The organism is Micromonospora sp. L31, from assembly GCF_052068075.1.
Taxonomy (GTDB): Bacteria; Actinomycetota; Actinomycetes; order Mycobacteriales; family Micromonosporaceae; genus Micromonospora; species Micromonospora purpureochromogenes.
Genome location: NZ_JBQHDC010000001.1, coordinates 302,480 through 312,815, shown reverse-complemented (window position 1 = coordinate 312,815; position 10,336 = coordinate 302,480). Strand labels below are relative to the sequence as shown.

Annotated in this window: 12 protein-coding genes; 8 read left to right on the top strand and 4 right to left on the bottom strand. The window is 74.8% G+C overall.

Annotated elements, in window-relative coordinates; all coding sequences use genetic code 11:
* Positions 1–7 precede the first annotated feature (7 nt).
* On the top strand, positions 8–364 hold the full coding sequence (locus ACTMS9_RS01610) for an STAS domain-containing protein (RefSeq protein ID WP_088959356.1): 357 nt from the start codon (positions 8–10) through the stop codon (positions 362–364).
* A gap of 10 nt (positions 365–374) precedes the next feature.
* Here ACTMS9_RS01610 and ACTMS9_RS01605 read toward each other — a convergent pair whose 3' ends face one another.
* On the bottom strand, positions 375–1,700 hold the full coding sequence (locus ACTMS9_RS01605; protein ID WP_441163942.1) for an MFS transporter: 1,326 nt from the start codon (positions 1,698–1,700) through the stop codon (positions 375–377).
* A gap of 49 nt (positions 1,701–1,749) precedes the next feature.
* Between ACTMS9_RS01605 and ACTMS9_RS01600 the strand changes: the two genes are divergently transcribed.
* The 4 genes from ACTMS9_RS01600 to ACTMS9_RS01585 all read left to right on the top strand — a co-directional run bounded on the left by ACTMS9_RS01600 (position 1,750) and on the right by ACTMS9_RS01585 (position 3,689).
* The gene (locus tag ACTMS9_RS01600) at positions 1,750–2,433 is read left to right on the top strand and encodes a FadR/GntR family transcriptional regulator (protein WP_441143201.1); all 684 of its coding nucleotides are present in this window, start codon (positions 1,750–1,752) and stop codon (positions 2,431–2,433) included.
* Between the two features lie 39 nt (positions 2,434–2,472).
* Complete coding sequence (mscL, locus tag ACTMS9_RS01595) at positions 2,473–2,946, top strand: large conductance mechanosensitive channel protein MscL (RefSeq protein ID WP_441163941.1); 474 nt, start codon at positions 2,473–2,475, stop codon at positions 2,944–2,946.
* Positions 2,947–3,027: 81 nt separating this feature from the next.
* The gene (locus ACTMS9_RS01590; protein ID WP_334571193.1) at positions 3,028–3,285 is read left to right on the top strand and encodes a hypothetical protein; all 258 of its coding nucleotides are present in this window, start codon (positions 3,028–3,030) and stop codon (positions 3,283–3,285) included.
* A 29-nt stretch (positions 3,286–3,314) separates the two neighbouring features.
* Complete coding sequence (locus ACTMS9_RS01585; RefSeq protein ID WP_441163940.1) at positions 3,315–3,689, top strand: hypothetical protein; 375 nt, start codon at positions 3,315–3,317, stop codon at positions 3,687–3,689.
* A gap of 277 nt (positions 3,690–3,966) precedes the next feature.
* Here ACTMS9_RS01585 and ACTMS9_RS01580 read toward each other — a convergent pair whose 3' ends face one another.
* Complete coding sequence (locus tag ACTMS9_RS01580; protein ID WP_441163939.1) at positions 3,967–5,391, bottom strand: benzoate/H(+) symporter BenE family transporter; 1,425 nt, start codon at positions 5,389–5,391, stop codon at positions 3,967–3,969.
* Between the two features lie 95 nt (positions 5,392–5,486).
* On the bottom strand, positions 5,487–6,515 hold the full coding sequence (locus ACTMS9_RS01575) for a LuxR C-terminal-related transcriptional regulator (RefSeq protein WP_441163938.1): 1,029 nt from the start codon (positions 6,513–6,515) through the stop codon (positions 5,487–5,489).
* Between the two features lie 63 nt (positions 6,516–6,578).
* On the opposite strand from ACTMS9_RS01575, the gene ACTMS9_RS01570 reads away from it, so the two are divergent.
* Positions 6,579–7,298, top strand: coding sequence for a PP2C family protein-serine/threonine phosphatase (locus tag ACTMS9_RS01570; protein WP_441143211.1), 720 nt, complete (start codon positions 6,579–6,581; stop codon positions 7,296–7,298).
* Positions 7,299–7,348: 50 nt separating this feature from the next.
* The gene (locus ACTMS9_RS01565; protein WP_441143213.1) at positions 7,349–8,533 is read left to right on the top strand and encodes a GNAT family N-acetyltransferase; all 1,185 of its coding nucleotides are present in this window, start codon (positions 7,349–7,351) and stop codon (positions 8,531–8,533) included.
* A gap of 34 nt (positions 8,534–8,567) precedes the next feature.
* Here ACTMS9_RS01565 and ACTMS9_RS01560 read toward each other — a convergent pair whose 3' ends face one another.
* Complete coding sequence (locus ACTMS9_RS01560; RefSeq protein WP_441163937.1) at positions 8,568–8,825, bottom strand: hypothetical protein; 258 nt, start codon at positions 8,823–8,825, stop codon at positions 8,568–8,570.
* Between the two features lie 275 nt (positions 8,826–9,100).
* On the opposite strand from ACTMS9_RS01560, the gene ACTMS9_RS01555 reads away from it, so the two are divergent.
* Positions 9,101–10,291, top strand: a complete 1,191-nt coding sequence (locus ACTMS9_RS01555) for a hypothetical protein (RefSeq protein WP_441164421.1) — start codon at positions 9,101–9,103, stop codon at positions 10,289–10,291.
* The last annotated feature ends 45 nt before the right edge of the window (positions 10,292–10,336 follow it).

The following is a 10,336-nucleotide window of genomic DNA, read 5'->3' as shown; positions in this document are numbered from 1 at the left end:
GGTCCGAATGTCCTTGACGGTGCACACGGAACAGCGCGGCGACGTGGTCGTCGTCTCGGTCGCGGGCGAGCTCGACATGGCGACCGCACCGCAGCTGCAGGACCAGATCACCGACCTGCTCGACAAGGGCCGCAGCCGTCTCGTGTTCGACCTGGCCGACGTGTCGTTCTGCGACTCGACCGGCCTGTCGGTCTTCGTGCGCGCGAAGAACAGCTGCGACGAGGCCGGCGGCGTGGTTCGGCTGGCCGCCCCGCAGCGCGGCGTGCTGCGCATCCTCGAGGTCAGCGGTCTGGTCGAGGTGCTGCACACCTACCCGACGGTCGAGCAGGCCGTGGCGGGCGACCCGACACCGGCCTCCTCCTGACCGGTTCTCCTCAGCGCTCGTCCTCGATGAAGCGGGGACGAGCGATCATCATGCCCGCGGTCGTCTGCACGGCCAGCGCGGCGACCAGGAACCCGAGCGGGGCCGTCCAGCCTCCGGTCGCCTCGTAGAGGATGCCGACCAGCAGCGGCCCGAGGGCCGCGATCACGTACCCGGTGCTCTGCGCGAAGGCGGACAGCGCCACGGTGCCCTCGGCGGTCCGGGCGCGCAGGCCGATGGTGGTCAGGATCAGCGGGAACGCGCCCTGACCCAGGGCGAGCAGCAGGACCCAGAGCGGCGCGAGGCCGTGCGGCGCCAGGGCCAGACCGAGGTACGCGGCCGCGGAGAAGGCGGTCAGCGCCAGCACCAGCGGTCGTAGCGTCCGCAGCCGGCCGGCCAGGGTCGGCATTCCCAGCGCGACCGGCACGCCGAGCGCGGTCACCCCGGCCAGCAGCAGTCCGGCGGCCTCGGGGCGGTAGCCGGCGTCGCGGAAGAGCTGGGCCAGCCAGCCCATGATCGCGTACCCGCTGAGCGACTGCGCGCCGAAGTAGACCGCCATGGCCCAGCCGAGCCGGGTGCGTTCCGGCCGGATCCGCACCCGCGCGGCGGGGGCCGCCGTCGGGGCCGCGGCCCGCCGGGCGGCGCGGGCCCGTAGCGCCAGCGGCACCCACGGGAGTACGGCCACCGCGGCCAGCCCGGCCCAGACGCCGAGCCCGGCCCGCCAGGAACCGAAGGCGTGCGCGACGGGCACCGCGGAGGCGGCGGCCACCGTCGTGCCCACCGTCAGAGCCATCGTGTACGCCCCGGTGACCAGCCCGGTGCGGTGCGGGAAGTGCTGCTTGACCAGCATCGGCAGCAGGATGTTCGCCACCGCGATGCCGGCCAGCGCGAGCGCGCTGGTGAGCACGAAGACCAGCGCGGAGTCGGTGGCCACCCGGAGCAGCTGCCCCACGGTGAGGGCGAGCATCGCCACCACCAGCACCCGGGCCGGCGGGTAGCGGCGGACCAGCCACGGAGTGAGCGCGCCGAGACCGGCGAAGGCGATCGTCGGCAGGGTGGTGACGAAGCCGGCCATCGTGCCGGAGAGCGCCAGTCCGGTGCGTACCTCGTCAAGGAGGGCGCCCAGGCTGGTCACCGCGGCGCGGAGGTTCAGCGCGACCAGCAGCATCCCGACCAGCACCAGTGCACCGCCGCGGGCCGCCGAGGGCCGGCCGGCCGGGGGCGCGACGGCGGCCGGCGCGGGCCCGGTCGGCACGTCGGCGGTGGGCGCGCCCGGGTCGGCGACGGACCGGTCGGCGGCGGGGGCCTCGGCCTCGGTGCAGGTGGGTGGCGGGGTCATGACCTCGAACCTACAATCATGGGATGAATTCCGGCAGCAGGTGTAACCGGTGACACCCACCGTCGATTCTGTCGCCGTGCCCCCGCGCGGCCACCGGGTACGCCAGACGATCGAGCAGCTCAGGGAGCGGATCCTCGGCGGCGAGTGGCCGGTCGGCGGGCGGATTCCGACCGAACCGCAGCTGGTCGCCGCGCTCGGGGTCGGGCGGAACACCGTCCGCGAGGCGGTCCGCGCGCTGGTGCACGCCGGGGTGCTGGAGTGCCGGCAGGGCTCCGGGACGTACGTGGTCTCCACCGACGAACTGGCCCCGGTGGTGGCCCGCCGGCTCACCGACGACCGGATGGCCGAGGTGATCGAGGTCCGGCGCGCCTTCGAGGTGGAGGCCGCCCGGCTGGCCGCGCTGCGCCGTACCCCGGAAGACCTGGCGGCGCTCGACGCGGCGCTCGCCACCCGCGAGGCCGCCTGGCGCTCGGGCCGGGTGGCGGAGTTCGTGGAGGCCGACGCGGCGCTGCACACCACGGTGGTGGCCGCTGCCCACAACGGCATGCTCGCCGAGCTCTACGCCTCGGTCGGCACGGCGCTGCGCAGCACCGTCGCGCACGCCATGGGGGACGCCCTGGAGCCCGAGCGGTACGTCGACCACGGTCGACTCGTCGCCGCGATCCGGGCCGGCGATCCGGCCCGCGCGGCGATCGAGGCCGGTGCTTTTCTGGAGCCGCCCTCCGGGGCATAGGTTGTCCCGGACGCAGAATCGGACAGCACGGGAGTACGGATGCTCAAGGGCTTCAAAGACTTCATCATGCGCGGCAACGTCGTCGACCTCGCGGTCGGTGTCGTCATCGGTGCCGCGTTCACGGGCGTGGTCACGCAACTGACCAAGTCGTTCCTCGAACCGTTGATCCGGGTGATCGTCCTGCTGCTCACCGGCAGCGACAAGGGCCTGGCGGGCACGGCTCCCACGTTCCGGGGGATCGCCTTCGACTGGATCGCCTTCGTCAACGCCGTGATCACCTTCCTGCTCACCGCGGCGGCGCTCTACTTCCTCGTCGTCTTCCCGATGAACCGGCTCGCGGAGCGCCGCAAGCGGGGCGAGGAGCCGCCGCCCTCGGCGCCGAGCGAGGAGGTCAAGCTGCTGACCGAGATCCGGGACGCCCTGGTCGCCGGCGGGCACACCACCCCGGCGCAGCAGCGGGGCGCGCTCGACGACGTGCTCGGTCGGCGCACGGAGCCGCCCGCGCCGCGCTGACGCGACCGCATGCACATCGGCCCCTGTGGGATTCCCACAGGGGCCGCCCCGTGTCGTACACATGTTCGATAGAGTCCGGCCATGGAACAGCGCAAGCACTGGTGGAACGGCAAATGGGGGCGGCTGGCCCGGCGGGACGTCTTCCTCCGGGTGGACGCCGACCGCTGGCACGTCGAGCAGCGGGCCGGCGGTGCGGAGGGCGTCTCCCAGTTCTACGAGTACGGCAGCGCGGAGGAGGCCGAGGAGACCGTCCGGGCCCTGCTGGAGGGGACCGACGGCTGGCGGGAGCTCTCCCCGCGCCCGCCGAGCGCCTGGGCCCCGCCGAGCGGCGGCGTTTAGCGGCGCGCCGGCCCGGGAACCGCCCGGGAATGAAGCAGCAGGGCACCGAGCAGCAGGCGGCCATCTCCCGGGTCACCACCGGCATGCGGGTCATCGACACGGCCGGCGTCGAGGTCGGCACCGTCGACCTCGTGCAGCGGGGTGACCCGAACGCGGTGACCGTGCAGGCGCCGACCGCCGACCCGGGCGGCAGCCTCGACGAGCTGATCGAGGCGGCCGCGGTGGAGGAGCCCGACGTGCCCGCCGACCTCGCCGCCCGGCTGCTGCGAACCGGCTACCTCAAGGTCTCCACCGAGCTGGCCCGCACCGGCGCGGTCTACGTGCTGGCCGACCAGATCGCCGCCGTCACCGACGGCCAGGTACGCCTCGCCGTCGGCGTCGGCGACCTCCCCCCGGAGGAGTGACCGCCCGCTCGCGGTGACGTGCGGACCTGCCGACCGACCGGGCCTCGGGCTGACGCGACCACCACAGGTGTGGTTGACGCGCTATCGACCTGATGACGTGAACGACTCAGGCCGGTCTCCGGCGTCCGACACCCCGTGAGTCGTCTACGTCATCAGGTCGGTAGCCAATTCGGTAGGCACTCGGTCCCCGAGGCGGCCCCCGCCCCGACACGCCAGCAGACCCCGGGCGCCACGCTCCGGCGGCCGGAAATGCGCGGCCCCCGGCAGAGCCCGGCGGTCAGCGCCTCGTAGCCTCGGCCGGCGCGGCCGGATAAGACCCGGTCCCGTCCGAGCCGGTCCCGTCCGAGCCGGTCCCGTCCGAGCCGGTCCCGTCCGAGCCGGTCCCGTCCGAGCCGGTCCCGTCCGAGCCGGTCCCGTCCGAGCCGGTCCCGTCCGAGCCGGTCCCGTCCGAGCCGGTCCCGGCCGAGCCGGTCCCGGCCGAGCCGGTCGGACCCGATCCGTTCTCCGCTGCGCGGGCGGGCGCCGACACCGTGGCCGGGGCGGCCGGCGGCGACGCGGCACGCCGGCGGAAGAGCAACAGCATCAGCCAGCCGGCGAGCAGGCCCCAGAACGCGCCGGCCACCCCGAGCAGGCTCACCCCCGAAGCGGTGACCACGAAGGTCACCACCGCCGCCTCTCGGCTCTCCGGCTCGGCGACCGCCGCCGCGACCGCCGTGGCCAGCGCGCCGAGCAGCGCCAGCCCGGCCACCGCCTCGATCAGCACCGGCGGGGAGAGCAGCACCAGCGCGGTCGCCACCCCCGCTCCCAGCCCGAGCAGCGCCAGCCCCAGGCCGGCGGTGACCGAGGCGATCCAGCGCCGCTCCGGGTCCGGGTGGGCGTCCGGCCCGGCCGCCAGGGCGGCGCTGATCGCCGCGAGGTTCACCGCGTGCCCGCCGAGGGGCGCGCCGAGCGCGCTGGCCAGCCCGGTCACCCGCAGCGCCGCGTTCAGCGGGGGCTGGTAGCCGTAGCCGCGCAGCACCGCCGTACCGGGGACGTTCTGGGCGGCCATGGTGACCAGGAAGAGCGGCAGTGCCAGCCCGACCAGCGCCGGCACGGTGAACGCCGGCGCGGTCAGCTCGACCACCGGCCGGAACCCGCCGACGCCCCCGGCCGGCGAGGTGAGCGCGATCGTCACCGCGGCCACCACCAGCGCCGCCGGCACGGCCCAGCGCCGGGCGAACCGGTGCAGCACCAGCCAGGTGACGATCACCGGTACGGCCAGCCGGGGCACCTCGACCAGCGCCCGCACCGGGGCGGTGCAGAGTGGCAGCAGCACCCCGGCCAGCATCGCCGCCGCTACCGGGCCCGGGATCGCGGCGACCGCCCGACCGAGCACGGGAAAGAGACCCGCGGCGACGATGAGCACCCCGCAGAGCAGGAACGCGCCGACCGCCGCGGGCCAGCCGCCGGGGACCGGGCCGGTGGCGACCAGCAGCGCCGCGCCCGGGGTGGACCAGGCGATCGCGATCGGCATCCGGTGCCGCAGCCCCAGCCAGAGGGCGCAGAGCCCGGACGCCACGCTGACCGCGAGCAGCCCGGAGGCGGCCTGGGCCTCGTCGGCGCCGACCGCCCGCAGCCCCGCCAGCACCACCGTGAACGAACTGGCGAAGCCGACCAGGGCGGTCACCACGCCGGCCAGCACCGGTTGCAGCCGTCCCGCCATTCACCGCACCCCCCGTCGTCGCGGCCACCCTAGCGGCGGCCCACCAGCAGGCCACGCCCGTCCACCGGCCCGCCCACGAGCCGGGAGCCGGCCGCTCAGCCCAGCGGGCGGGACGGGACGCGGTGCCGCACCGCCCACAGCGCCGCCTCCGTGCGCGACGCGGAGCCCGTCTTGCGGAGCAGATTCGACACGTGCACGGTGACCGTGCGGACCGAGATGCCGAGCGCGCGGGCCGCCTGCTTGTTGGACATCCCGGCGACCAGGCAGCCGAGCACCTCCACCTCCCGGCCGGTCAGCTCGGCGTCGGGCGGGGCGGCCGGGCGGGGCGCCGGCGGCCGCAGGTGCTCCGGCAGCGGCCGCTCGGCCAACGCCTCCGGGCCCCGGCCGGCGTGCGCGGCGAGCAGCTCGGTGAGCGCGTACGGGTTGCCGCCGGTGTGCCGCCAGACGGCGATGGCGATCCGGTCGGCGGGGCGGGTGCCGTCGTACACCTGGGTCAGCACCTCGGCCACCTCGGGCACCCCGAGCGGGCCGAGGTGCTGGCGCACGGCGCCGCGTACCCCGCAGAGCCGGGACAGGACGCGGACGGCGAGGTCCGGCGCGACCGCGTCGGCCGGCGGACGGCTCGCCACCACCAGCAGGGCCGGCAGGTCACCGGCGGTGGCCAGCTCGCCGACCAGGTTGAGGCTGGCCGGGTCGAGGGCGTGCAGGTCCTCCACCACCAGCACCGCCGGGCCGGCGCCGACCAGCCGCCGGACGGTCCGCACGGCCAACCGCAGCAGGGTGCCGGGGGCGTAGCGCTCGCGCGGCGCGGTGGGCTGCTGGGCGAGCCAGGCCAGCGCGTCCGGCGGCAGATCGAGACCGCTGGTGTCGCGGCCGCTGAGCACCGCCGCCAGCCAGTCGTACGGGGCCGGGTCGTGCAGCCGCGCGGCGCCGGACAGGACCACCGCCGGGCGGGGCGAGAAGCCCTCCACCGCCGCCGCGACCAGCAGACTCTTGCCCACCCCGGCCGCCCCGGTGATCACCGTGACGGCCGGCGAGGGACGGCCCGCGTCGACCACGGTGGACCACGCCCGGTCGAGCTCGGCACGCTCGCCGGCGCGTCCGACCATGGACACCGGCATCATTTCTGCCACCCTACGCACTAGTGCGTAGAGACGGATCAAGGGTGTTCTTGGCAAGCTGGTGGCATGACGCTGATCCTCCGCTCGGCCATCCTCAACGACGTCGGCCTGGTCCGCACCAACAACGAGGACTCCGCCCTCGCCGGTGACCGCCTGGTGGCGGTCGCGGACGGCATGGGTGGGCTCCCCGCCGGTGAGGTGGCGAGCGAGATCGTCATCCGCATCCTGGACGAGCTGGTCCCGCCGACCGTCGCCGACGAGGCCGCCGAGGCGCTGCGCGCCGTGGTCGCCACCGCCAACCAACGCATCCGCGCCGCCATCTCCGCCGATCCGACGCGCGACGGCATGGGTACGACGCTGACCACCGGCCTGCTCGCCGGGGACACGCTGGTCCTCGCCCAGGTCGGCGACTCCCGCTGCTACCTGCTGCGCGACGGCGAACTGACCCAGCTCACCCGGGACGACACCTTCGTGCAGGCGCTGGTCGACCAGGGCGCGCTCTCCCCCGACCAGGCCCGGCACCACCCGCAGCGGTCCCTGGTGACCCGCGCCGTGCAGGGCGCGGACGCCCCACCGGCGATCGGGGTGCTGACCATGTTCGTCGGCGACCGGTTGCTGCTGTGCAGCGACGGCCTCTCCGACTACGTGGAGGACGCGGCGATCCACGCCGCGCTGACCACGTACGGCGACCGCCAGCTCTGCGGCGAACAGCTGGTCAAACTCGCCCACCAGGCCGGCGCGCCGGACAACGTCACCGTGGTCGTCTCCGACCTGGCGGAGGGCTGAACCGGACCAATCGGGTTGCGGCGGACCGCCGGCCGGGTTGGGATGGACGAATGCTCATCCGTCGCCTGGCCGCCGAGGAACGCCTGACCACCAGCTTCCCGCTCCAGGCGTACGCCTTCGAGGCATCCCCGCTGAGCAGCGAACGGGTGGAGGCGTTCCACCGGTACCTGCCGTACAACAAGGGCAACCGGACGCTCGTCGTCGACGAGGGCGGCGAGACACAGGCGGCGGCGAGCGCCATCCCGATGCGGCAGAACCTGCGCGGACGGGTGCTGCCGATGGCCGGCGTGGCCGGGGTGGCCACCCACCCGCTGGCCCGCCGGCGGGGTCACGTCCGGGCGCTGCTGCACCAGCTCCTCGACGAGATGCGCGACGAGGGGCACCCGCTGACCGCGCTGTACCCGTTCCGGGCCGGCTTCTACGAGCGCTTCGGCTACGTCGGGCTGCCCCGGGCGCGGACCGCCCGGTTCTCCCCCGCCGACCTGGACCCGCTGCTCCGGGCCGAACTGCCCGGCGAGGTGACCTGGGAGCGGATCGGCGCCGGCTACGCCGGCTACCGGGCCTTCACCGAACGCTGCGTTCGGGAGCGGCACGGCTTCGCGATCTTCCCGGAGTTCCGCGCCGTCGGACTGCGCGACCGCGACGACCGCTGGCTGGTCACGGCCCGGATCGACGGTACGACGATGGGCGCGCTCACCTACCGCATCGACGACCACGGTGGCGAGCTGCAGGGCGACGACCTGCTCGTCACCGACCCGTACGCCCGGGCGCTGCTGTTGCAGTTCCTCGCCCGGCACGTCGACCAGGTCGACCGGATCACGCTCCAGGTCCCCGCCGACGAGCTGCCCGAACTCTGGCTGACCGACCTGGCCGTACACGTCGAGGCGCGGGTCTCCCGCCCGGGGTCACCCGCCCCGATGGCCCGCCTGCTGTCGCTGGACGCGCTCGCCGGCCTCCCCGCCGGCCCGGGCCGGGTCCGGGTCGAGCTGGTCGGCGACCGCTGGCTGGCCGGCACCCACCTGCTCGACGGCACCACCGGCCACCTGGAGCTGACCACCGGCGGCCCGGCGCCGTCGGCGACCCTCACCGCCGCCGGGCTCTCCGCGCTCGCCTACGGGGTCCTGGACCCGGCCGAGGTGGCCGTCCGCGGTCTGGGCTCGATCGCTCCGGACGCCGCAGCCGAACTCCGCCGCCTCTTCCCGCGCGCCCTTCCCTACCTCTTCGCGGACTTCTGATACCGGGCTGGTGGGAGGCGGGGCCTGGGGTCTGCTAACCGGTTCCGCGCTGGTGATCGGGGCGGTCGTCGGGTACTTCGGCCGGGTGCAGGGTCATCGCCACGATCATGGCGGTCGGCGCCGGCATGCTGCTCTCCGCCGTCTCCTTCGAGCTGATCGCCGAGGCGCACGAGCAGGGTGGACTGATGCCGACCACGATCGGGGCGGCCGGCGGGGCGCCGGCGTACACCGGGGCGAACGTGCTGCTGGCCCGCCGCGGCGCCCGGCACCGGATGCGCTCGGAGGCGGGCATGCAGCCCACGGAGCAGGAGATGCCCGGGTCGGGGTCACGGGCTCGATCCACTCCGTTTGCGGCGTGTCGCGCTCTCCCGGAACGGGGACACCGCGACACGCCGCAAAGCACGTGGATCAACGCGCGGGCACCGCGGCACACAACTGCGCGCGCCCTGCCGCCTCGCCGCTGCAGAGGCGCGTGGATCGACCGGCGGAGCGCGGTTTAGCGGTGGGTTAAGCCTCGGCGGAGGAACCGCCGCGGACTGCGCGCGCCTCTAGCATCGGCGGGTGCGCGTGAGATCCCTTGTCTGCCTGCTCGCCCTCGGTGTCGCCACCGCCACCCTGCCCGCCTGCGGCGGGAGCGGGGACGGCGCGGCCCCGATCGCGGGGTCCACCGTGGCGGCAACCGCCCCCACGGCGACCCCGTCGGGCGGACCGGCGGCCCGCAGCGACCTGGGCGGGCCGGGAAAAAGCCCGTCCCCAAAGCCGTCCCCGTCAACCGGCGCGGTGCTCAAGGCGGGGAACCCGAACGGCGGCGCCACCGTCCCGGCCGAGGCGCGGGCGGTGGACACCTCCCGTCCGACCAGGACGGTGGGCACGGGTACCCCGGCGAGCTGCACCTCGGACGCGGTGGTGCGGACGGTCGCGGCGGGCGGGATAATCACCTTCGACTGCGGCCCCGACCCGGTGACGATCCGGATGAAGGCCACCGCGAAGGTCCGTAACAAGGTCGGCGCACGGATCGTGCTCGACGGCGGCAGCAAGGTCACCCTCTCCGGCGGGGGCGAGCGGCGCATCCTCTACATGAACACGTGCGACCCTGCGCAGGGCTTCACCACCTCGCACTGCCAGAACCAGGACCACCCGCAGCTCACCGTGCAGAACCTGACCTTCGCCGACGGCAACTCCACCGGCGAGCGGGCCGAGGGCGGCGGGGGCGGCGCGATCTTCGTACGCGGCGGCCGGGTCAAGGTGGTCAACTCCCGCTTCACCGGCAACCGTTGCGACCGGACCGGCCCCGACCTGGGCGGCGCGGCGCTGCGGGTGCTCAGCCAGTACGACAACAAGCCGGTGTACGTGGTGAACAGCACCTTCACCGGCGGGGTCTGCGCCAACGGGGCGGCACTGAGCAGCATCGGCGTCTCCTGGACGGTGCTGAACAGCGTCTTCACCGGCAACAAGGCGGTCGGCAGCGGCGCCAACCCGGCCCGTTCGGGCACCCCCGGCGGCGGCAGCGGCGGCGCGATCTACTGCGACGGCAACGCGTTCACCGTGCGGATCGCCGGCACCCTCATCGAGAACAACCACGCCAACGAGGGCGGCGGCGCGATCTTCTTCGTCAGCAACAACCGCACCGGCACCATGAAGATCGAGCGCTCGACCCTGCGCCGCAACCCCAGCGAAGGCTTCGAGACCCAGGGCCTCCCCGGCATCTTCTTCCTCGGCGCCCGCCCACCCACCATCACCTCCTCCCGCCTGAGCTGACCCGCCCGTCGATCATGAAGTTGTTGCCCGCCGCACCGGCGTGCC

What these genes read in the sequence shown, in the direction of transcription:
- ACTMS9_RS01610 (WP_088959356.1), top strand. Translation starts at nt 8, where the DNA reads ATGTCCTTGACGGTGCACACGGAACAGCGCGGCGACGTGGTCGTCGTC.
- ACTMS9_RS01605 (WP_441163942.1), bottom strand. Translation starts at nt 1,700, where the DNA reads ATGACCCCGCCACCCACCTGCACCGAGGCCGAGGCCCCCGCCGCCGAC.
- mscL (WP_441163941.1), top strand. Translation starts at nt 2,473, where the DNA reads ATGCTCAAGGGCTTCAAAGACTTCATCATGCGCGGCAACGTCGTCGAC.
- ACTMS9_RS01590 (WP_334571193.1), top strand. Translation starts at nt 3,028, where the DNA reads ATGGAACAGCGCAAGCACTGGTGGAACGGCAAATGGGGGCGGCTGGCC.
- ACTMS9_RS01585 (WP_441163940.1), top strand. Translation starts at nt 3,315, where the DNA reads ATGAAGCAGCAGGGCACCGAGCAGCAGGCGGCCATCTCCCGGGTCACC.
- ACTMS9_RS01580 (WP_441163939.1), bottom strand. Translation starts at nt 5,391, where the DNA reads ATGGCGGGACGGCTGCAACCGGTGCTGGCCGGCGTGGTGACCGCCCTG.
- ACTMS9_RS01575 (WP_441163938.1), bottom strand. Translation starts at nt 6,515, where the DNA reads ATGATGCCGGTGTCCATGGTCGGACGCGCCGGCGAGCGTGCCGAGCTC.
- ACTMS9_RS01570 (WP_441143211.1), top strand. Translation starts at nt 6,579, where the DNA reads ATGACGCTGATCCTCCGCTCGGCCATCCTCAACGACGTCGGCCTGGTC.
- ACTMS9_RS01565 (WP_441143213.1), top strand. Translation starts at nt 7,349, where the DNA reads ATGCTCATCCGTCGCCTGGCCGCCGAGGAACGCCTGACCACCAGCTTC.
- ACTMS9_RS01560 (WP_441163937.1), bottom strand. Translation starts at nt 8,825, where the DNA reads ATGCCCGCCTCCGAGCGCATCCGGTGCCGGGCGCCGCGGCGGGCCAGC.